We start from the raw sequence: 21034 nt of genomic DNA on the forward strand, positions 1-21034 counted from the left end.
CTTCTTATTATTTTGAGAGCTCTGCGCCGGCCGAAGTGGCAACCCGCACGCCACCCTGCCCCGCGAGGATCAAATTGCCATTGCCTGCCGCCGTGACCGCCGAGAGTGAAATGCGGTCTGGGCGATTGAACACACTGAAGGTCTGGCCGTCGTCATGGCTGACCACCACGCTGCCGCCGTTGCCGACCACGACGATAGAACCGTCCTCCAGCAAGGTCGCACCCGACAGGCCAAACTCCAGCGCACCACGTGCCGCGTTCAATTGGACCTGCTCCCAGGTGCTGCCGAAATCAGTGGAGCGGTAGAGGTTGCCACGCAAACCATACGCCAGCAGGGTCTGTGGCTGTGCGGTGCTGATCACGCCAAACAGTGAACCCTCGTAGGGGCCTTCGAGTTTTTCCCAGGTCTGGCCGTCGTCACTGGAGCGAAACATGCTGCCTTGCTCACCGACGATAAACAGGCCGGCGCCCTTGATCTGGGCGATGGCGTTGAGGTGGTACTGGTCTTCGTTGTCGAGTCGCTCGCTGACGTCGTTCCAGGTTTTGCCGCCGTCGGTGGTTTCGATCAGCGCACCGTAGGCGCCCACGGCCAGGCCGTGGTTGGCGTCGTTGAACCACACATCGAGCAACGGCGCTTCGCGTTTGAGGTCTTGATATTGCTGGGTCCATGTGGCGCCGCCATCGGTACTGGCAAGAATCTGCGCATCATGGCCGACGGCCCAACCGTGCTGATCATCAACGAAAAACACCGCCGTGAGCAGTTGCCGGGTGGGCACTTTGGCTTGGGCCCAGGTGCTGCCCTGGTCATCGGAATACAGGATATGCCCACGATCACCGACCGCCACCAGGCGCTTGCCCGCGTGAACCACGTCGATCATCAAGCCTTTGGCGGCCTTGGGGGATTCAATCGCAAAGACTGCGGCGGCGGAGGTATCGCTGGCGGCCAGAACCGGCATCGACAACAGCGTGCCAGCAAGCAGCGAGAGCGCTGTGGCCAGCAACGCAACCCTGCGTGCGGCGCGTGGGCGGCAAACAACCCAACCCATGACAGGCTCACTCATAGACCTTTCTCCCATTTATTATTGTTAGGTCGTCTTCTCTGCCAGGACCTTGAAACCTGCAATCTAGAGCGCCTGGAGGAAGCAGGAGCCATCCTATCGGGCTTTGGAATCGTCTGACAATCGGCGCTACGTTATCTTTTGTTAACTGATGGCTGCAAAGCGAAGGGTGAATAGCCGAGCATTCGGCGCAATGATGGCGTTTTAACGTGCGATATCGGAAATTTCGACGGGCCTATTCGGAAACGGCTTACTGGCTGGCCCTTTGCAAGCTGAACCACAATCGGCGCTCAAACCTTGCCATAAGGACGCGCCAGCCATGAAAACCCCTGCCCTAACCCTATTAGTGTCTTGCCTGCTACTGGTTTCCTGTACGACCTACGATCGAACGTGGGTCAAGGCCGATGCCTCCCGCGAGCAACGCAAGCATCAGCAAGCAGCGTGTGAAGCGGATGCGCTAAGGGCACTGCCCCCCAATAACGTGAGGGCGTCGGCAACGTCCAAACGCTCAACCTGCTCGAGTGACGACAGCACTTGCAGGAAAAAGAATGAACAGACCGACACCGAGTACAGCTATACGGATAAAAACCGCCTGCCTCGGGAAACGTTGATCAAGGACTGCATGTACAAAAATGGTTGGACTCGCACAAAAGTCGAACGGCCGCTGATCAAGTGGTGAGCGATCAGGCGGAATGAATTTTTATTCCATCTATTGAGTTTAGAGAATGTTTATTCCATTAATAGGCTTCCTGAAAACAATAATCCAAAGGACCACGACGATGCGTGAACTCGGAATCGGCTTGATCGGCACAGGCTTCATGGGCCGCGCCCACGCGCTGGCGTTCAATAACGCGCGGGCGGTATTTGAACTGCCGGTGCACCTCAAGCTGGCCGCCCTGGCCGATGCCGACACCGAGCGCGCCCAGCGTTGCGCCAGCGCCTGGGGGTTTGCCCAGGCCCATGGTGACTGGCAAGCGCTGGTCAACGATCCCACAGTCGACGTCGTAGCTATCACCACCCCCAACCATTTGCATTACCCCATGGCCATGGCCGCGATAGCGGCGGGTAAAGCCGTGTATTGCGAAAAGCCCCTGGCCGTCAGCCTTGAACAAGCCGATGCCATGCGCCGCGCCGCCCATACCGCCGGGGTGGTGACTCGGGTCGGCTACAACTACCAGCACAACCCGATGATCGTGCTGGCGCGGCAGATGATTGCCCAGGGCGAATTGGGCCAGATCATCAGTTTTCAAGGTGAGTTCAGCGAAGACTTCATGGCCGACCCGGCTTCCCCTTGGTCGTGGCGCTGCGAAGTGGAGCATGCTGGCGGCGCCCTGGCGGACCTGGGCAGCCATTTGCTGTCGATGGCCCGCTATCTGGTGGGCGAGGTAACCCATGTGTGTGCCGATACCCAGACCGTACACAGCCAGCGCCCCGCCACCGCCGGCAGCCCGACCTCAAAAACCATTGCCGTGGATGACCAAGTGCACGCCCTGTTGCGCTTTGCCAACGGCGCCCGTGGCACGGTGAGCAGCAGTTGGCTCAAGCACGGCTACAAGAACCATCTGAGTTTCGAGATCAGCGGTACCCAAGGCACGCTGGCGTTTGACCAGGAACGCTTGAATGAACTGCGCCTGTGCCGCATCGGCCAGGACGGTTTCCAGCGCCTGTTGGCTGGCCCTGCCCTGCCCGGCTATGCGGCGTTCAGCCCGGCGGCGGGGCATCAGTTGGGCTACAACGAGTTGAAGACGCTGGAGGTGCAGGAGTTGATCATGGCGCTGGCGGGGCAAGGTGCGGATGGCACCGACTTCGAGGCTGCATGGGAGATAGAGCGATTGGCGACAGCGATTCGCGTGGCAGCCCTCGAAGAACGTTGGGTCAAGGTCAGCGCGCACGGGCCACTCAAAAACAGTCAACCCAAAAATTTTGGGGAGGTAGAGGGCACGGTACTTTAAATTAAAGTCAGCTAGTCCGCGAGTGCCTAGGCATCGCGGACCACCGGAAATACTCCTTGTCATATAATACTAGTATCGATAACGAAACGTTTGGCAAAAAATCAAACCAGCCTCGCTAACCTGCTTTTCTGCAAGTAGGCTTACCTCCCAAATAGGAACTCCTGACATGGACGGCACATCCATTAAATTTGGCAAGCCTCTTACTCTCAACTGTTGTGCTGTTTGCACAAACTCCGTCCCCTCAGGCTTTTCAAGTGGTGCAACATTACTAAAATAGTATAACGCGGGCTGGTCGCCGTACCTTTTTAATGGCTGAGCCCCACACAAACCAGCAATGATCAATGCGAGATCTTTCCCGGTAGTCGTGCTGGTATCAATCCAAGTTTTGTATTGCTTTCCATAGGCCGGATCATTAGGTGTTGGGCCTGGGATAGTTTTCCCATGCCGCAGGAGCACATAAACATTAACCAAAGTAAGAGCCATAATATACCTTCCTTTTTTAAACGATATACGCAGGGGCTATAAAGAACCCACAATCATTCTTTACAGCCTCGATATTGATGAAAACGGTTAAGGGAAAGTCAATATTCGAGAATGACACAGCCATCTCCCCCCTTGAGCCCTGGAGAGCCGGAATATCCAGTCTGGCTGCTTGAGTTAGCGATACCGCCAACGCCGCCTTTACCACCTTTACCCGCGTTGCTGCACAGACCTAAACTGTCTCCGCCATTGCCAGGAGTTTCTGAGCCACCGTAAAGGCCTCCGCTTTCGCCAACGCCCCCAATCTTAAACGTAGAACAGTTGTTTCCTTGATTCTCCGGGAGGTGGGCAGCGCCTCCGTTTCCGCCATGTCCAGGTTTAGCGGTTGTAAGCCCACCATCGCCGCCGCCGCCTCCACCAGAGCCCCCATCAGCGGAATAAACACCGTCATTTGTATTAACTATGCTTTTTGCGCCGTCCCCTCCATTACCACCCGATGTGCCGAGCTGGGTGTGACTGCCTTTCTTTCCTGCGCTACCCTCGGCGCCGCCGCTACCGACAGTAATGGTGAAGGTTGGATTTGACGCGGTGGATACCGAACACACTAGACCACCACCTGCGCCCCCCCCACCGCCACCAGCGCCACGACTTCTCACCAAAAGCCGGTCAAGAGCGCCCCCACCGCCCCCACCCCCGCCGCCACCGCCGATCACAGTGACTTTTACTGTAACTCCTAGTGGGGCGGTGAAGTAATGGGTACCAGGTTGATTATAAACCTGCGTCTCTGCGCGCACGTAAGTTGAAGCCATTACACCACCAAACAATGCGCCAGAAAGCAATAAGGCCGACGATTTTTTGCTCACCATTTAAGAATCTCCATTAAGTGTGCCTCAGGGCACGATTGCAGTGTTAACCGCAACATCCCTGCCACCTAAGTTAAGAGACCTTTCATTCTAAATACACCTGTGAAACCCTGCAGACATCTATACCCATTAGTTATAACCTTAATAACTTAAAACACCAGCACCTCAAAAATCCTCTCATCAAACTCAGCATACAGTTAGCTATCGAACAACCTCCCATTGTCGACACGTACCTTGCGCTGCTTGCGTTTAAGGGTGCGGTATCCCCCCCACTCTTGGGTCTCCGTCACTTTAGATCAACGCAGCGCCCGACGAAGTACTTTGCCCACCGTTGTCTTGGGCAATTCCGTGGTGCGAAACTCCACATACTTTGGCACCTTGTACCCCGTCAGGTATTCCCGGCAATGCGCAAGAATCTGCTCCTGGGTCAGGGTCGGATCCTTGCGCACCACGATGATTTTGACCTTCTCCCCACTCACGGCATCTTCCACACCGATCGCCGCCACTTCGGCAACGCCAGGGTGCATGGCCACCACGTCCTCGATTTCATTGGGGTACACGTTGAAACCCGAGACCAGGATCATGTCTTTCTTGCGGTCCACCAGGCGGATATACCCGCGTGCGTCCATCACGCCGATATCACCGGTAGACAGCCAGCCCTGGGCATCCAGCACCTCGGCGGTTTCCTTCGGCCGTTGCCAGTAGCCCTGCATCACTTGCGGGCCGCGTACTTGCAACTCGCCCTGCTCGCCGATATTCGCCAGTTCGCCGTCTTCGCGTACAAAGCGCACCCAGGTCGAGGGCAACGGCACGCCAATGCTGCCGGTGAATTCCATCTCGCGCATGCGCGAAATATCAATGGGGCTGATGCTCACCACGGGCGAGCACTCGGTCAGCCCGTAGCCTTCGATAATCGGTAGCCCGGTCACTTCCTTCCAGCGCTTGGCCACGGCGGTATGAGTGGCCATGCCGCCAGCAATCACCAGGCGCAGGTCGGAAAAGTCCCGTGCACAGAACGCCTTGTTTTCCAGCAAGCCATTGAACAGCGTGTTCACCCCGGCAATGCCATTGAAGCGTTCCTTGCGCAGGATCATCTGCACGCGCTTCACGTCCCGAGGGTTGGCGATAAGGATATTGCGCCCACCCAGGCACATGAACATCAGGCAGTTCACCGTCAGGGAGAAGATGTGGTACAGCGGCAGCAAGGTCACGTTGGTTTCCTGCTTGTGCAGGTTTAACTGGTCACCGACCCAGGCCTTGGCTTGCAGCAGGTTGGCAATGATATTGCGATGGCTGAGCATCACGCCCTTGGCATCGCCGGTGGTGCCGCCGGTGTATTGCAAAAAGGCCAGTTCTTCGCGGCCCAGGCTGACCGGCAAATGGTGCATGGCCCTGCCCTGTTTGAGCACCTGGTTGAAACGCAGCGAGCCGGGCAGCGTGAAGGCCGGCACTTGCTTCTGCACGCTGCGCAGAATGAAGTTCATCGCCGCGCCCTTGAAGGTACCCAGCAAGTCGCCAATGGCCGCGACCACCACACGCTTGACGCTGCTGCCCACCATGGCTTTTTCCAGGGTATGCGCGAAATTTTCGAAGATCACCACGGTTTCGGCGCCACTGTCCTTGAGCAGGTGCTTGAGTTCGTGGGCGGTGTACAACGGGTTGACGTTGACCACCACCGCCCCGGCCAGGATCGTGCCCAGCAGGCAGATCGGATACTGCAAGCAGTTGGGCATCATCAGGGCCACGCGATCGCCCTTCTTCACGCCCTGGCCCTGCAGCCAGGCGGCAAAGGCAATGCCCTGGGTGCGCCAATCGGCATAGGTCATTTCCGTGCCGATGCTGACGTAGGCGACCCGCTCACGGAATTTTTCCAGGTGCTCCAGGAACACTTCGCGCAGCGACGGGTAATCCTCGATCCCGGCCTCAATGTCCGCCGGCACGCCGGGCAGGTAAGTGTTCAACCAAATGCGTTCGGTGTGTTCCAGGCTGATAGCGTTCATCGCAGTGTCCTTATTGTTGTGTTTGATAGCGCTACTTTTCGACGATGGCGGTGATGCCCAACCCACCCGCCGCGCAGATCGAGATCAGGCCGCGACCGCCACCGCGTTCGTGGATGGCCTTGGCCAGCGCCGCCAGTTGGCGGCCACCGGTGGCCGCAAAGGGATGGCCGCAGCCCAGTGAGCCGCCGTTGACGTTCATCTTGGCCCGGTCGATGGCGCCCAGGGGAGCGCTCAAGCCGAGTCGCTCGCGGCAATACTGTGGGTCTTCCCAAGCCTTGAGCGTGCACAGTACCTGGGCGGCGAACGCTTCGTGGATCTCGAAGAAATCAAAGTCGGCAAAGCTCAAGCCTTCACGTGCAAGCATGCGTGGCACGGCGTAAGCCGGCGCCATCAGCAGGCCCTCGGTGCCGTCGACAAAATTCACCGCAGCCGTTTCGCCGGTGCGCAAGTAGGCCAACACCGGCCAGCCATTGGCGGCGGCCCATTCTTCACTGGCCAGCAGCACCACCGAGGCGCCATCGGTCAGGGGCGTGGAGTTGCCGGCGGTAAGCGTACCGTTCTGGCGGTCGAAGGCCGGCGACAAGCCTGCGAGCTTTTCCAGGCTGATATCGGCACGCAGGTTGTTGTCACGGGCCAAGCCGCGATGGGGGCTGATCAGGTCGTCGAAGAAGCCGCGTTTATAAGCCGCATCCAGGCGCTGGTGGCTGGTGAGGGTCAGCTCGTCCTGGGCCAGGCGCTTGATCTGCCAACGCTTGGCCATGTCTTCGCAGTGCTCGCCCATGGACAGCCCGGTGCGCGGCTCGCCATTGCGCGGCAGCAACGGTTTGAACAGCATCGAGGGGCGTACTTTCAACAAGGTTTTGAGCTTGTCGCCCAGGCGTTTGGCGCGATTGGCCGCAAGCAAGGTATGGCGCAAGGATTCGTTGATGCCAATGGGCGCGTCGGAAGTGGTGTCGGCGCCACCGGCAACGCCCACTTCGATCTGGCCGAGGGCGATTTTATTCGCCACCAGCAGCGCGGCTTCAAGCCCTGTGCCGCAGGCTTGTTGCACATCATAGGCCGGCGTTTGCGCGGACAAGGTGGTGGACAACAGCGCCTCGCGGGCCAGGTTGAAATCCCGCGAATGCTTGATCACCGCCCCGGCGGCAAACTCGCCCAAACGCTGGCCATGCAGGTTGTAGCGATCGACCAACCCTTGCAGGGCGGCGACCAGCAGGTCCTGGTTACTGTCGTGGGCATACACCGTGTTGGAGCGCGCAAAGGGAATACGGTTGCCGCCGATAATCGCCACGCGGCGGGTCGGGGCTGGGGTAAAGCTGTAGTCACTCATTGCTGGCTCTCTTTGCAAATGAATAGCCCGCGCATATGGGGCTTGTCCCCGGCGAAATTGCGCACTTCGAACTCGCGCCGTGGGCCGGTCACGGGGTGGCTCCACAGGGCGACCTGGCCGGGCAGGAAGATCGGCAATTTGAAGTCGCAATGGGCCTCGGCCTGGTCCAGGCCACCGGGTGGCTGTTGCGCTGCCAATGCGCGGCCCAGGGTCCACATGCCATGGGCGATGGCGCGACGAAAGCCGAAGAGTTTGGCACCGATGATTGAGGTGTGAATGGGGTTGAAATCCCCCGAGACCTTGGCAAAGCGTCGCCCCAGGTCGGCGGGCAGCACCCAACGTTGGGTGCGTAACAAGCCATCTTCCTGCAGCGGCAAAGGGTCATTCCAGGCTTCACCCACCGGATTGCTGACATCACGGCGCAAGTACAGACTGTCGCTTTCCCACACCAGGGTTTCCTGGCTGTAGGCCCGAGTGGCGATGCTCAAGGCCTGCCCTTTCGGATGGGCCACCCAGCGCTCGCAATACACCTCCAGGCGCAGCGCCTGGCCCTCGTGCAGGCGCTGGTGCTGACGAATGCGATTGGCCAGGTGCACCATGCCACTGGCCGGGTACGGGAAGCTCGGCCGGGTCAGCAGCATCAGGTGCAGTGGGAACGCCAGCACATGGGGATAGGACAATGGCACGCCCTGCTCGCGACGAAAGCCACACGCCCGTGCGTAAGCGGCGATACCGGCCGGCGAAAGTTCCACCGCGCTGCGCACCAGGCGTGCGGTGGGCAATGGCGGCGCACCGTCGGGCTTGGGTTTGCGCAAGGCGCGCAGGCCGTCGAGCAACAACTGCGTGCGCGACGGCGGTGGGTCGATGATCTGCGTCACGTAGTCCATCGGTCAAGCTCCCAACAGGCTTTGGCCGCACACCCGCACCACCTGGCCATTGACCCCGCCCGACGCCGGATGGGCCAGCCAGGCGATGGTCTCGGCCACGTCGATGGGTTGCCCGCCCTGGGACAACGAATTCATGCGCCGCCCCGCTTCGCGGATCATCAGCGGGATCTTGGCGGTCATCTGGGTTTCGATAAAGCCGGGCGCCACCGCGTTCACCGTGACCTGCCGGGCTGCCGCACGCGGCGCCAGGCCTTGCACCAGGCCGATCACCCCGGCTTTGGATGTGGCGTAGTTGCTTTGCCCCAGGTTGCCGGCGATACCCGAAATTGACGACACGCACACAATGCGCCCGCCGGGGTTCAAGCCCTGGCTGTCGAGCAAGGCCTCACTGAGCTGCAACGGTGCTTCGAGATTGACCGCCAGGACACTGCGCCAGGCGGCCTCGGTCATTTTGGCGATGGTCTTGTCGCGGGTGATCCCGGCGTTGTGCACCACCACATCAAAGGCGCCGTATTGGCTGACGTGGGTTTGCAACAGCGCGGCGGTGTCAGCGGCGGTGATATCCAGGGGCAACGCCGAACCGCCTACGCTGGTCGCCGCCTGTTGCAAGGCTTGCTGGGCCTGGGGCACGTCGACGCACACCACATGGGCACCGTCGCGCGCCAGCACCTGGGCAATTGCCAGGCCGATGCCACGGGAGGCGCCGGTGACCAGGGCGCGTTCGCCAGCAAAGGGTTTGTCCCAGTTGACGGCGGCGTGGCCATCGACCGGTTTTTCCAGGCGCACCACCTGCCCCGAGACATAGGCGGAACGACGCGACAGGAAAAACCCCAGGCTGCTGTCCAGCGCGTCTTCGGCGCCCGGCGCCACGTACAGCAATTGCACGGTGATCGCGCGGCGCAGCTCCTTGGCCAGCGACCGCACCAAGCCCTCAAGGGCGCGTTGGGCGATGGCCTGGGGCAAGTCGTTACAATGCTCGGGGGCCGTGCCGAGTACCACCACCCGGCCATGCTGGCCGAGGCGTTTGGCATTGCTGTGAAAGAACAGGTAGAGCTCATCCAGCTGTTGCAGGTCGGCCACGCCGCTGGCGTCGAACACCGCGCCTTGCACCTTGACCGTGGACGGCGCCTTGAGCGTCGCCGGGGTCGCGGCGACGGTGTCGGTGGCGCTGAAGATGCGCTGCACCGAGGCCACCAGGCGCCCTGCCCCGGCGATGATCACCGGGTTAGCCAGGCCAACCTGGCCGCTGCGATGCCGTTGCAATGCCAAGGGTTGCGGCAAGCCAACGGCCTGGGCCAGGCGCCGACCCCAGGGGGAATTGACGAACGAAAGGTAGCTGTCACTCATAGAGGGTTCCACTCACAACACAGTTCTTGGCTGGTAAACCCGATCAAATGTGGGGAACTGGATTGCCCTCTGTAGGAGCGAGCTTGCTCGCGAAAAACGTCAACGATAACGCGGGCTGCCTGAATGAACGCGGCGCCTGTGAGTTTTTCGCGAGCAAGCTCGCTCCTACAGTTAGGGCAATCCAGTTCCCACGTGGGGGCCGGGTTTCTATTAATTGACCGGGACGCTGCGCCGTTTGGCCACCGGCTCGAGCGCCTGCTTGCGCTGCTGCAGGGCCTCCAGCAAACCAAAGTCCTGGGGGAAGTCATCCACCTGGATACCGTGGTCGGCGTACTCCACATAGCGCGCCAGCAAGGCGTCTTCGTCGTCGCTGATCAAGTCCAGCGCCCGCGCCTTGACGCGCCAATCGGTAAAGGCCGTGGCGGCAATCGGCAGCGGGCCGAGCAGGCCTTGCTTGATGGCGGGTTTTAGCCGCGCCTCGATCAGCTCCACTTGGGGCAGCAAACGGAAACCCAATTCGCCGTAGGCCAGCTTGTCGACTTCCGGACGCGGGATGTAGGAATTGGCCAGCAAACGGTCGCGGGTTTCGCCAGGGGTCTGCACCACCTCCGCCACCTGCGCCAACAGGCGGTCCGACGGCTTGCGCAGCGGGATGCCAAACGGAAAACTCAACGTGCGCACCACCGCCGCAGCGGGTTTTGACGGGTAGTTGTCGAGCACTTCGGCCAAGGCTTCATGGGCGCGCAACAACGCGTCCTGGGCCGCCCAGTGCACCAGCGGCAAGTCCGCCTGGGGCCTGCCGTCATCCTCGAAGCGCTTGAGCACGCAAGACAGGATGTACAGCTGCGACAGGATATCCCCCAGGCGCCCGGTGATACTTTCCTTGCGCTTGAGGGCGCCGCCCAGCACGCCCATGGAAATATCCGAGATCAGCGCCAGCACCACCGACAGCCGATTGGCCTGGCGGTAGTAGGCCGCCAGCGCCGGGTCGGTCTTGGCCGGCGCCGAAATCAGGCGCCCGCCGGTCAGAGCATGCACCGCTGCGCGTACGGCGTTGGCCACGACAAAACTCACATGGCCGAACATCGCGCTGTCGAAGTCTTCCAAAGCCTTGCGTCGGTCGGGGTTGTGCGCCGCTTCCATCTCGCGGAACACGTAGGGATGGCAACGAATCAAGCCCTGGCCAAAGATGATCAGGCAGCGAGTCATGATGTTCGCGCCTTCCACCGTAATGGCGATGGGGCTTTGCTGGTAGGCACGGGCGAGGAAGTTATTGGGGCCCATGCAGATGCCTTTGCCGGCGACGATGTCCATGCCGTCGTTGACGATGATCCGCGCCCGCTCGGTGACGTGGTACTTGGCAATGGCCGAGATCACCGAGGGTTTCTCGCCAGCATCCAGGGACGCCACCGACACCTTGCGCACCGCATCACACGCATACAGATGCCCGGCCATACGCGCCAATGGCGCCTGCACACCTTCGAACTTGCCGATGGGCAGGCCGAATTGCTTGCGCATCGCCGCATAGGCGGTGGTACCGCGCACTGCCACTTTACCCAGGCCGACGTTGGCCGATGGCAGGGAAATCGCCCGGCCTGCCGCCAGGCATTCCATCAACATGCGCCAGCCGTTGCCGATTTGTTTGCGACCACCGATCACCCACTCCAAGGGAATGAACACATCCTTCCCGGTGGTTGGGCCGTTCTGGAAGACCGCATTCAACGGCCAGTGACGCCGGCCGCTGTTTACGCCTGGATGGGAGGTGGGGATCAACGCACAGGTAATGCCCAGGGAACCTGGCGCGCCAAGCAGGCCCTGCGGGTCTTCGGCGCGGAACGCCAGGCCCAGCACCGTGGCAATCGGGCCGAGGGTGATGTAACGCTTGTCCCAGGTCACTTTGAAACCCAGTACTTCCTCGCCCTCATGCATGCCTTTGCAGACGATGCCCAGGTCGGGGATCGCGCCGGCATCGGAGCCGGCATACGGGCTGGTCAAGGCGAAACACGGGATGTCTTCACCGCGTGCCAGGCGCGGCAGGTAGTAGTTGCGCTGGGCGTCGGTGCCGTAATGCAACAACAGCTCGGCCGGGCCGAGGGAGTTGGGGACCATCACCGAAATCGCTGCCGCCGAGCAGCGTGTCGACAGCTTCATCACTACTTGGGAATGGGCGTAGTGGGAGAAGCCTTTGCCGCCGTACTGCTTGGGAATGATCATGCCGAGGAACCCGGCCTCCTTGGTGTACTGCCAGCCTTCGGGGGACATGTCCTGCCAGACTTGCGTGGTTTCCCAGTCGTTGGCGATGTCGCACAGGGTTTCGACTTCGTTGTCGAGGAAGGCTTGCTCCTCGGCGCTCAGGCTGGCCGGTGCGGCATGCAGCAGGCGCTGCCAGTTGGGCTTGCCGCTGAACAGCTCGGCGTCCCACCACACGGTGCCGGACTCGATGGCCGCCCGCTCGGTGTCGGACATCGCCGGCATGATTGTACGAAACAGGCCCAGGGCCTTGGCGGTCAGCAGCTTGCGGCGCAGCGGTTTGACCGCCAGCACCACGGCGGGCAGCACCACCAGCACCGCCGCCAGGGTAATGCCCGGCACGGCCACCACGTTGAACAGGTAACCCGCCGCCAACCAGACCAGGCCAGCGCCCAGCCACAAGGTGGCGGCGGCTTGTCGATACGCCAGGGCAATCGCCGCGGCGAGACCCACCAATAACCAGATAAGCATGGGGATACCTCTACTTGATTCGGGGCGTGGCAAACGCGTGGGCAGCTCGATATGAACTGCGGCTGAAAACCACACTACAAACTTCAAAGATCAAATTCAAATTTTGTTTTGAAATTTTTATTTAATCAATAAGCCAAAAAAAACACGGCTGAATGCCTCAGCCTGTTATCACCGACACACATCACAGCTATGTAGAAGGACGCACCTCGGAGGAAGGCTGCAAGATGCGCTTGCCGCCCTCCGCCATCGTCCTCAGGCCCCGTCAGAACGCATAAGTCGCCGACAAACTGACCACATCACCCGAAGACTCGGCCTTGCCATCCAGGCTTGCGCCGCCCAGCCGGTCGATGTTTTTGGTCTTGAGATTGACCTTCTGCACGAACTGATGGGAATAGGCCACATCCAGGCTCAGGCCCTTGACCGCCTTCACATCGTAGCCAGCCCCCAGCGAAAGGAACGTACGGTCGCCATCGGGGATGCGTGGATCGCGGGTGGAGTTACGTGTGGGCGTCTGGTCGATAGCCACGCCGGCACGCAAGGTCAGTTCATCGGTCGCACGGTAGTCACCACCCAGGGAGTACATCCAGGTGTTTTTGTAGTTGTAGGGAATAGAGACAATGCGCATGTCGCCGGAGTCGAGGGTCAGGTCCTTGAACGACGACCATTCGGTCCACGTGACGCTGGCACCCAGGGTCAGGCGATCGTTGAACTGATGCACCCAATCCAGGCCCGCCGTGGCAGGAATATCCAGTTGAACCTTTGCATGCGCACCGTTGGGGGCCAATTCCAGGCCAGGGTAGGCGGTGTTGACCAACGTACCGTTGCCCCCGAATGGGCTGGGTTGGGTCATGAGGTTGTAGGAAAACTGGTCGGCGTACAGGTTGTACTTACCCGTCATCTTGTTTTTGATCTTGGCGTGGTAATTCAGGCCAAGGGTGTCGCGCTCGGTGGGTTTCCACACCACGCCTGCAAACCAGCCAGTGGAAATATTGTCGACCTTGACCCGCATCAGCGCATGGCCCACGTCTGAGGGGAAGTTGATCCCGCCAAGCTCGGAGTCCGACACTGCCGCAGCGGACAACAGGTCGACGTTCTGGCTGACGAAGCCCTTGCTGTGCTGCACGATCATGCCGCCCCCAACGGAGAACTGGTCGTTGACTTTAAACGACAGCGAGCCCGTCAGCCCGACGGTTTCGATTTTGGTATCCACGGCAAAGTCGCGCAGTTTGGAGTCTTCATTCCAGGTGGAGCGCATGCCCTGTGGCACCACTTGGCTCAAGCCGAAGGCAAACCGGTCGCCCAAGGGCATTACCATGAAGCCGGTGGGCAGCCAGGCCGTGAAGCCGCCCTGGCCACCGTCGTTGTTATTGACAGTGGTTGCGGCGCCATCGGGAAAACCATTCTCGTCCAACGGCGTACTGGAAATCGGGTTGCCGGCGTAATCCGAGGCACTGCCCTTGTACTTGATCTTGATGCGCGCATAGTCGACCGTGAATTGCGCAACATTGTGTTCGACAAACGCCATGGCGGCCGGGTTGTTGTAAGCCGAGCTCGGGTCGTTCTTGAACAACGAGCCGCCGGCAAACGCCCTGCCCCAACCAGGTGCGCCGTAGGTCGGGGTTGAAAAACCGCCAGCCTGTGCAGGCGCGATGAAGGCGGTTACCCCTCCCATCAACGCCAGCCCCAGCAAAACCTGCACGTGTTGTTTCTTATTATTCATGCGGCACTCCTTTTTGTTATCCCTGTGAACCGGCCTCGCCCGTTCGTCTTGCTGCCCGGCACTGCCTGAACTGGCGCCCGGTAAAGGCGCCAGTCTTTCAGCAGGTGATCAACCCAGTGTTCCGACCGGCCATCAAGGCACGATGGTGAAGGTTGGGCTTGGGGTCACGCTCAGGCTCACCACGGTGCAGGTGCCGCTGAGCCCTTGGTTGGCCGCCGTCAGCACCCCACCGCTGTAGCCCACGGTGATGGTCGATGGGCCACAGTTAGAGGCTGGGTACAGGACCGAAGAGGCGATGGTATAGCCGACATTGGCGACCGAACCTGCCGCTGGGCCGGTGGCGGTCAATGTCCATGGCAACCCAGTGATTTTTGGCAATGCGCAAAGGCCGCTACCGCTCACCGTCACCCCGGTGATCTTGGCCACCCCAGTGGCGTCGACGTTGCCGGTAAAGTTGGCGGTGCAGTTAACGGTGGCCTGATAGGACGACGGTGACTTCACCGAAATAGTGCCAGGCGCCGTAAAGTTCGAATTAACCGGCGTGATGCTGTAGGCATTGGCCATGGAAGCAGCACCCATGCAAACAGCCAAGGCAGAGAGCGACACGAGAGTTTTCAAGCTTTTCATTGTTTTTCCTCACATGTTATGGCGATTCATTTCGCCAGGGGTAATGGCCATGATCGAGAGGTCACGGTGAAACTGCAGAACTTCCCTTTCCAGCCAAATTTCAATGCATGTACCGCTACAACAGTCGGAGCGTGTTATTCGACAACTTTGAAGTTGGGCGGCATCTTGATCGACACCGTCTTGATCTTGCAGTCTTCGCCAATCGCCACATCGCTGGCTTCCAACTTGCCGGTGGCGTTATCCCAGGTACCGTCGGCCGTCGAAGGCCCGCACTTGCCGCCCAGGCCAAAGGCATGCACATCCACGCTGATCTTCGACATGGAGCCGCTTTTTGTGTCTTTGGCGATTAACACCCAGGGCAAGTTGATGGCTTCGACACGGCTGCACTTGAGGCCACCGTCGAACTCGACTTTGTCCACATTCACCGACGAACCATCGGCTGCAACCTTGCCGGCCACCTTGATGGTGCAATCGGCACTGATGAGCTTGCCTTTGGAGAAGCTGATAGGCCCCTGGGCGGTGAAGGCACTGCCAGCGGGTTCGATACGCGCAGCCTGGGCCTGGTGATACACAATCAGGCCGATGGCCGCTAACAGGATGTGGGCGGTGAACTTGGCAGAACTTTGCATGGTGTACGTCCTTCCCTTGAAATTATTGTTGTAGGGTCAAACCAGGTTCTTGCACTCAATACTCCGGGCGATCAGAACCTGCGCGATACACAGATCCCGAGTACACCCTGAGGGCTTACTTCATCTCAAAACGGCTTGGCACTGCCGCTGTACTTTTCCAGGTACTTCAAGCGTTTTGACGGTTGAAGATTGGTCAAGTTGATATCACCGGCATAGTGATTCAGTACGCGATGGTCCATGCGCCGCCGCCACAAGTACGGCACATACGCCCAGACAATCATGCTGGCGTAGCCATACGGAAGTTGCGGTGACTCATCAAAGTGACGCAGCGACTGATAACTGCGCGTGGGGTTGGCATGGTGATCGGAGTGCCGTTGCAACTGGAACAGGAAGATATTGGTGACAATCCGATTACTGTTCCACGAGTGACGCGGCGAGCAGCGTTCATAACGGCCATTGGGCAACTTCTGGCGCTTGAGGCCGTAATGCTCGACGTAGTTCACCACTTCCAGCAACGAGAACCCGTAGATGCCCTGGATAATCAGGAACGGAATCACCGCCGCCCCCAGCCAGGCAATCATCGCGCCCCACAACACCACGCTGTACATCCAGGCGCTGAGCACGGCGTTTTTCCAGTGCAGGGCCGGCAGGCCGAGTTTGCGCAGGCGTTCGCGCTCCAGGTTCCAGGCCGACACGGCGCTGAACCACACCGAACGCGGCAGGAAAGCCCAGAAACTTTCACCGAGGCGCGAGCTGGCCGGGTCTTCCGGCGTGGCGACCCGGACGTGATGGCCACGGTTATGTTCGGTATAGAAGTGCCCATAGAAGGTCGGAGCCAAGGTGACCTTGGCCAGGAACACTTCCAGGGGCTTGGGTTTGTGCCCCAACTCATGGGCGGTATTGATGGCAATGCCGGTGGCGGCACCGGTGGACATGGCCATGCCCACATAGGTCAACCAGCTGATTTCGCCGTGCAGTTCGGTGCGCGCGGTGATGAATGCAGCGGTCTTGGCCAGCCAGTTCGAGGGTTCCAGGCTGGCCGTGGCGTGCAACAGGCCGCCGTTGATGATCCAGTCGATACCGCCAGCAGCGAGCCAACCGGTGATGACCACGGAGGAAATCACAAACAGCACGCCGGTGTAGACGATCCAGCGGTAGTAGCGTTGGGATTCAAGGTGGCTGACCGCAGATTCGGGCGGGTTGCTGACGTCTTCGCCGAGCAGGCCGTCAATCAGCGGGATCAAGCCGAAGATCACCAGTACGCCCACCCACCACAGTTGTTGCACGCCTGTGGTGATGGCAAGGGCGCCGGAGAGTAAGGGAGTGGCCAGCGGCATGATGCCGAGCCACCACAGGTGGCGTTTGCCGTCGGCCCACACGGTCGCCGCTGCCAGCGTCTGGTTCATGGCAGCCTCCGTACACATACGGTAGGCAATGCGGCAGCGGTGCGCTGACTGCTGCGAGAAATCATGCATGCGATAAAAGGCGTTTTTTTCATTATTTTATTCGCTCTTAGGCATTTCAAAAATAATTTCAAATTACACATTGAAATAATTTTTTTAAATAAATAGCGCGGAATCGTTAGGTCGTCAACTAGTTTCTCCAGCCCTTTTTACCGTGACCGATCAGTCTCTTTTCAGCCATTGGGTCAGGTATTCAGGGCAGGCATCAACGCTAATGAACCGCAGTCGAGTGGCGCCGTTATTTGCTCGCCAAGGCTACAGATGGCTGTAACTGCCTGACGTTTTCACCGGGTCGAACCCGCTTGGCCACCTGCTCCACCAGCGCCGCCACGCGCTCGGTGGCGGTGATCGGCAACATATGCCCGCGGCCTTCGATCACCTGCATTTTCAGCCCTGGCACCTTGCTGGCCAGGGCCTGGCCGTGTTTCTGGAAGTCGAGCACCTTGTCTTGCCCACCGTAGATCAGGCCGATGGGCAGGGTCAGTTGGGGGTAACGCTTGACCATCTCCGGCAGGTGGTCGTTGACCTGGTTGATCTCGGTGGACGCGGCGTAGAAATTGTCGGGTCGCATGCCCAGCAAACCGCCGCCACGGCTGGCGAAGTCTGGCGGCGCAGGATCGGGGGCGAATACGCCCTTCACCACCGAGTCTTTGGTCAGCAGGCCGATGGGCAGGGTCAAGGTGTGGGCCACCCAGCGCCGCAGCCAGGCCGGGCGCACGGCCAGAGACAGGAACACCAGCGGCAGCATGCGTTGGGGGTGAGTCAAGGGCGCAACCAGCACCAACCCGGATACCGCATGGGGATGGTCGAGGGCCAGCGCCAGGGCAATCGCGCCGCCCAGGGAGTGCCCAAGCACTAGCGGTTTGTCCAGGTCCAGCGTCTTGATGAAAGCCGCGATTTGTCGCGCCTGGGCTGGCAAGTCTGCCGGCGTGCCGCTGTGCCGGGTGGAATAGCCTGAGCCCGGCCGGTCGAGGCTGATAACCCGAAAGTGCTCACGCAACTGGCCGGACAAGGCATAGGTCAGGTTGCGACTGCTGCCCATCAGCCCGTGGATCATCACCAGCGGCGGGCCCTTGCCCTCTTCGACATAATGAAAGCGCTCGCCATCCACCTCGACGAAGCGCCCGTTGATCGGCACGGTCGCTTCAATGCGCCGCGTCATCCAGGCACTCAAGCCCCATAACGCCGCGCTGGCGCCCACCAGCACACCCGCAGCGACAACCCACTCCACAGCCATAGCTCGGTCCTCTGCTTCCCTGCTGCTGGCGACCCGACCGGAATTGGCCTGGCCTCAGCCATCGTCCACACCCTGGACCTGAACTTCATGCATTCCACGTTCGTCCGTCGGACAAATCGCTCATGCGCAACAAGGCCCTAGCGTAGGCGAATTTTTCAGGTAGATTATTTAAAATCTTTTTTAAAATAAATAATTCAATTTTCCTTTGCAATGGTGTTCTATCTAAAAGACAAAACAAAAAACAGGAGCACATCCGATGCCCAAGCGTTTTATTGACGAGGCAGCCCTATGAATGCCCCCCGTGACTCAATCGACATCGCCATCATTGGCTCCGGATTCGCGGGCCTGTGCATGGCGATCAAACTCAAGGAAGCCGGGCTCACCGACTTCTTTATCGCCGAACAGGCCCAGACCCTCGGCGGTACGTGGCGCGACAACCACTACCCAGGTTGCGCCTGCGACGTGCAGTCCCACGTGTATTCGTTTTCCTTCGCGCCCAACCCGAGCTGGACGCGGCAGTTCGCGGCGCAACCCGAGATTCGCGCCTATCTGGAAGACTGCGCCAAGCGCTTCGAGCTGGCGCCCTACCTGCGCTTCGGCATGGGCCTGCAACGTGCGGTGTTTGATGAACAACAGCAGCGCTGGCAGCTGACCTTCAGCGACGGCCGCCAGGTCAGCGCACGGGTGCTGGTGTCGGGCATGGGGGGCTTGTCGCGCCCGGCCATGCCGGATATCCCAGGGCTGAACAGCTTCAAGGGCAAGCGTTTCCACTCCCAGCAGTGGGATCACGAGTACGCCTTGAAGGGCAAGCGCGTGGCGGTGATCGGCACCGGTGCCAGCGCTATCCAGTTCGTGCCACAGATCGCCCCGCAGGTAGCGCACCTGGACCTGTTCCAGCGCACACCGCCGTGGATCATGCCCAAGCCCGACCGCCCGATTACCGCCGCCGAACGCTGGCTGTTCAAGCACGTACCGCTCACCCAAAAGCTGGTGCGCGCTGCGCTTTACTGGGCACTGGAAGGCCGCGTGGTGGGCTTTGCCCTGCATCCGCGCCTGATGAAAATGGTGCAGAAAATCGCCCTGCGTCACCTGCGCAAACAGGTGGCCCGCCCTTCCCTGCGCAAAACCCTGACGCCGGACTACACCATCGGCTGCAAGCGCGTGCTGATCTCCAACGATTACTACCCGGCGCTCTCGCGCAGCAATGTCGAGGTGGTCACCGACAGCGTGCTGCGCATCGAAGCCGACGGCGTGATCACCGCCGACGGCATCAAGCACCCCGCCGATTGCCTGATCTTCGGCACCGGTTTCCAGGCCAGCGACCCGTTGCCCCGTGGCTGCATCATCGGCCGTGACGGCATCGACCTGATGGACACCTGGCGCGATGGCGCCCATGCCTATAAAGGCACCACCGTGCCGGGCTACCCGAACCTGTTTTTGATCGTCGGCCCCAACACCGGCCTGGGGCATAACTCGATGATCCTGATGATTGAGGCCCAGGTGGCGTACATCCTCGATGCCCTGAAACACATGCAGCGCCAGCGCATCACCACGGTGGAGGTCAAACCTGCCGTGGAGCACGCCTACAACCAGCAGTTGCAGGACAAGCTCAAGCGCACCATCTGGAACACCGGCGGCTGCCAGAGCTGGTACCTCGACCCGCGCACCGGCAAGAACACCACGCTGTGGCCCGGCTCGACCTGGCGCTTCAAACAGGTCACCCGGCATTTTGCCCTCAAGGACTACAGCGTCAGCCAGGCGCCGGCGCCCGCCCTCCCGCGTGCGGTTGCAACGCCCCACTCCACCACAGAAGGCAGCCTGTCATGAAGTCATTCAACGGCCGCGTCGCGGCGATCACGGGCGCGGCTTCCGGCATGGGCCGCGCACTGGCCTTGGCCCTGGCCCGGGAAGGGTGCCACCTGGCGCTGGCAGACAAAAACAGCCAGGGCCTGGAACAGACCCAGGACCTGATCCGCGCCTCGACTTTGTCGCCGGTTACCGTCACCACCCAGGTGCTGGACGTCTCCGACCGCCAAGCCATGCAGGCGTGGGCAGCGCGCTGCGCGGCCGAGCACGGCCAGGTCAACCTGGTCTTCAACAATGCCGGGGTGGCGCTGTCGAGCACCGTCGAAGGGGTGGATTACGCCGACCTGGAATGGATCGTCGGCATCAACTTCTGGGGAGTGGTGCATGGCACCAAGGCATTCCTGCCGTACCTCAAGGCCAGCGGCGACGGGCATATCATCAATACGTCCAGCGTGTTCGGCCTGTTCGCCCAGCCGGGCATGAGCGGCTACAACGCCACCAAGTTCGCCGTGCGCGGTTTCACCGAAGCCTTGCGCCAGGAACTCGACCTGCAACGCTGCGGCGTGTCGGCTACCTGTGTACACCCCGGTGGCATTCGTACCGATATCTGCCGCAGCAGCCGCATCGACGCGAACATGACCGGTTTTCTCATCCACAGCGAGCAACAAGCCCGCGCCGATTTCGAAAAGCTCTTCATCACCGACGCCGACCAGGCCGCCAACGTGATCCTGCAAGGCGTACGCAAAAACAAGCGCCGCGTGCTGATTGGCCGCGATGCCTATTTCCTCGACCTGCTCGCCCGTTGCCTGCCGGCGGCCTATCAGGCGCTGGTGGTGTTTGCCAGCAAACGCATGGCGCCCAAGCCGCGCACGCCAGTGTTTGAAACCAACGACGAGCCCCGACTCTGAACAGGAG

17 protein-coding genes are annotated in these 21034 nt (G+C 60.5%); 4 read left to right on the forward strand and 13 right to left on the reverse strand.

Annotated elements, in window-relative coordinates; all coding sequences use genetic code 11:
• Positions 1 to 7 precede the first annotated feature (7 nt).
• Complete coding sequence (locus tag CRN80_RS25375; RefSeq protein ID WP_098951766.1) at positions 8 to 1045, reverse strand: YCF48-related protein; 1038 nt, start codon at positions 1043 to 1045, stop codon at positions 8 to 10.
• A 331-nt stretch (positions 1046 to 1376) separates the two neighbouring features.
• On the opposite strand from CRN80_RS25375, the gene CRN80_RS25380 reads away from it, so the two are divergent.
• Positions 1377 to 1736, forward strand: a complete 360-nt coding sequence (locus tag CRN80_RS25380) for a hypothetical protein (RefSeq protein WP_202877252.1) — start codon at positions 1377 to 1379, stop codon at positions 1734 to 1736.
• Positions 1737 to 1836: 100 nt separating this feature from the next.
• Complete coding sequence (locus tag CRN80_RS25385; RefSeq protein WP_256588561.1) at positions 1837 to 3009, forward strand: Gfo/Idh/MocA family protein; 1173 nt, start codon at positions 1837 to 1839, stop codon at positions 3007 to 3009.
• Between the two features lie 69 nt (positions 3010 to 3078).
• Here CRN80_RS25385 and CRN80_RS31015 read toward each other — a convergent pair whose 3' ends face one another.
• From CRN80_RS31015 to CRN80_RS25440, 12 genes are all read right to left on the reverse strand, one after another.
• Complete coding sequence (locus CRN80_RS31015) at positions 3079 to 3492, reverse strand: hypothetical protein (protein WP_138183577.1); 414 nt, start codon at positions 3490 to 3492, stop codon at positions 3079 to 3081.
• A 229-nt stretch (positions 3493 to 3721) separates the two neighbouring features.
• Positions 3722 to 3940: a hypothetical protein gene (locus CRN80_RS25390; protein WP_032892153.1), complete on the reverse strand. Its 219-nt coding sequence runs from the start codon at positions 3938 to 3940 to the stop codon at positions 3722 to 3724.
• A gap of 708 nt (positions 3941 to 4648) precedes the next feature.
• The gene (locus tag CRN80_RS25395; protein WP_098951768.1) at positions 4649 to 6352 is read right to left on the reverse strand and encodes an AMP-binding protein; all 1704 of its coding nucleotides are present in this window, start codon (positions 6350 to 6352) and stop codon (positions 4649 to 4651) included.
• 31 nt (positions 6353 to 6383) lie between these two features.
• The gene (locus tag CRN80_RS25400) at positions 6384 to 7682 is read right to left on the reverse strand and encodes an acetyl-CoA C-acetyltransferase (protein ID WP_098951769.1); all 1299 of its coding nucleotides are present in this window, start codon (positions 7680 to 7682) and stop codon (positions 6384 to 6386) included.
• Positions 7679 to 8569 carry a MaoC/PaaZ C-terminal domain-containing protein gene (locus tag CRN80_RS25405; protein WP_098951771.1) on the reverse strand — a complete coding sequence of 297 codons (891 nt, stop codon included), beginning with the start codon at positions 8567 to 8569 and terminating at the stop codon, positions 7679 to 7681. Before CRN80_RS25405 ends, CRN80_RS25400 begins: the two co-directional genes overlap by 4 nt.
• 3 nt (positions 8570 to 8572) lie before the next feature.
• Entirely contained in the window at positions 8573 to 9916 is a 1344-nt protein-coding gene (locus tag CRN80_RS25410; RefSeq protein ID WP_098951772.1) for a 3-oxoacyl-ACP reductase, read from the reverse strand.
• Between the two features lie 210 nt (positions 9917 to 10126).
• A complete protein-coding gene (locus CRN80_RS25415; RefSeq protein ID WP_098951774.1) occupies positions 10127 to 12637 on the reverse strand; it encodes an acyl-CoA dehydrogenase in 2511 nt (836 codons plus the stop codon).
• Between the two features lie 262 nt (positions 12638 to 12899).
• Entirely contained in the window at positions 12900 to 14357 is a 1458-nt protein-coding gene (locus CRN80_RS25420) for an outer membrane protein transport protein (RefSeq protein ID WP_098951775.1), read from the reverse strand.
• 132 nt (positions 14358 to 14489) lie between these two features.
• Complete coding sequence (gene praB / locus CRN80_RS25425; protein WP_098951777.1) at positions 14490 to 14984, reverse strand: alkane oxidation protein activator PraB; 495 nt, start codon at positions 14982 to 14984, stop codon at positions 14490 to 14492.
• Positions 14985 to 15118: 134 nt separating this feature from the next.
• The gene (gene praA, locus CRN80_RS25430) at positions 15119 to 15613 is read right to left on the reverse strand and encodes an alkane oxidation protein activator PraA (RefSeq protein ID WP_098951779.1); all 495 of its coding nucleotides are present in this window, start codon (positions 15611 to 15613) and stop codon (positions 15119 to 15121) included.
• Between the two features lie 125 nt (positions 15614 to 15738).
• Positions 15739 to 17019 (reverse strand): alkane 1-monooxygenase, encoded by a 1281-nt coding sequence (locus CRN80_RS25435; protein ID WP_098951781.1) that lies wholly within the window; start codon positions 17017 to 17019, stop codon positions 15739 to 15741.
• A gap of 295 nt (positions 17020 to 17314) precedes the next feature.
• Positions 17315 to 18313: an alpha/beta fold hydrolase gene (locus tag CRN80_RS25440; protein WP_098951782.1), complete on the reverse strand. Its 999-nt coding sequence runs from the start codon at positions 18311 to 18313 to the stop codon at positions 17315 to 17317.
• A 288-nt stretch (positions 18314 to 18601) separates the two neighbouring features.
• Here CRN80_RS25440 and CRN80_RS25445 point away from each other — a divergent pair, with 288 nt between their 5' ends.
• On the forward strand, positions 18602 to 20140 hold the full coding sequence (locus CRN80_RS25445) for an NAD(P)/FAD-dependent oxidoreductase (protein WP_098951784.1): 1539 nt from the start codon (positions 18602 to 18604) through the stop codon (positions 20138 to 20140).
• Complete coding sequence (locus CRN80_RS25450; protein WP_098951786.1) at positions 20137 to 21027, forward strand: SDR family oxidoreductase; 891 nt, start codon at positions 20137 to 20139, stop codon at positions 21025 to 21027. Before CRN80_RS25445 ends, CRN80_RS25450 begins: the two co-directional genes overlap by 4 nt.
• The last annotated feature ends 7 nt before the right edge of the window (positions 21028 to 21034 follow it).

Source organism: Pseudomonas sp. FDAARGOS_380 (genome assembly GCF_002591235.1).
Lineage (GTDB): Bacteria > Pseudomonadota > Gammaproteobacteria > Pseudomonadales > Pseudomonadaceae > Aquipseudomonas > Aquipseudomonas salmasensis.

Excerpts from the sequence above, each read along its gene's own strand:
- CRN80_RS25375 (WP_098951766.1), bottom strand. The coding sequence starts at position 1,045 with ATGGGTTGGGTTGTTTGCCGCCCACGCGCCGCACGCAGGGTTGCGTTG.
- CRN80_RS25380 (WP_202877252.1), top strand. The coding sequence starts at position 1,377 with ATGAAAACCCCTGCCCTAACCCTATTAGTGTCTTGCCTGCTACTGGTT.
- CRN80_RS25385 (WP_256588561.1), top strand. The coding sequence starts at position 1,837 with ATGCGTGAACTCGGAATCGGCTTGATCGGCACAGGCTTCATGGGCCGC.
- CRN80_RS31015 (WP_138183577.1), bottom strand. The coding sequence starts at position 3,492 with ATGGCTCTTACTTTGGTTAATGTTTATGTGCTCCTGCGGCATGGGAAA.
- CRN80_RS25390 (WP_032892153.1), bottom strand. The coding sequence starts at position 3,940 with ATGACGGTGTTTATTCCGCTGATGGGGGCTCTGGTGGAGGCGGCGGCG.
- CRN80_RS25395 (WP_098951768.1), bottom strand. The coding sequence starts at position 6,352 with ATGAACGCTATCAGCCTGGAACACACCGAACGCATTTGGTTGAACACT.
- CRN80_RS25400 (WP_098951769.1), bottom strand. The coding sequence starts at position 7,682 with ATGAGTGACTACAGCTTTACCCCAGCCCCGACCCGCCGCGTGGCGATT.
- CRN80_RS25405 (WP_098951771.1), bottom strand. The coding sequence starts at position 8,569 with ATGGACTACGTGACGCAGATCATCGACCCACCGCCGTCGCGCACGCAG.
- CRN80_RS25410 (WP_098951772.1), bottom strand. The coding sequence starts at position 9,916 with ATGAGTGACAGCTACCTTTCGTTCGTCAATTCCCCCTGGGGTCGGCGC.
- CRN80_RS25415 (WP_098951774.1), bottom strand. The coding sequence starts at position 12,637 with ATGCTTATCTGGTTATTGGTGGGTCTCGCCGCGGCGATTGCCCTGGCG.
- CRN80_RS25420 (WP_098951775.1), bottom strand. The coding sequence starts at position 14,357 with ATGAATAATAAGAAACAACACGTGCAGGTTTTGCTGGGGCTGGCGTTG.
- praB (WP_098951777.1), bottom strand. The coding sequence starts at position 14,984 with ATGAAAAGCTTGAAAACTCTCGTGTCGCTCTCTGCCTTGGCTGTTTGC.
- praA (WP_098951779.1), bottom strand. The coding sequence starts at position 15,613 with ATGCAAAGTTCTGCCAAGTTCACCGCCCACATCCTGTTAGCGGCCATC.
- CRN80_RS25435 (WP_098951781.1), bottom strand. The coding sequence starts at position 17,019 with ATGAACCAGACGCTGGCAGCGGCGACCGTGTGGGCCGACGGCAAACGC.
- CRN80_RS25440 (WP_098951782.1), bottom strand. The coding sequence starts at position 18,313 with ATGGCTGTGGAGTGGGTTGTCGCTGCGGGTGTGCTGGTGGGCGCCAGC.
- CRN80_RS25445 (WP_098951784.1), top strand. The coding sequence starts at position 18,602 with ATGAATGCCCCCCGTGACTCAATCGACATCGCCATCATTGGCTCCGGA.
- CRN80_RS25450 (WP_098951786.1), top strand. The coding sequence starts at position 20,137 with ATGAAGTCATTCAACGGCCGCGTCGCGGCGATCACGGGCGCGGCTTCC.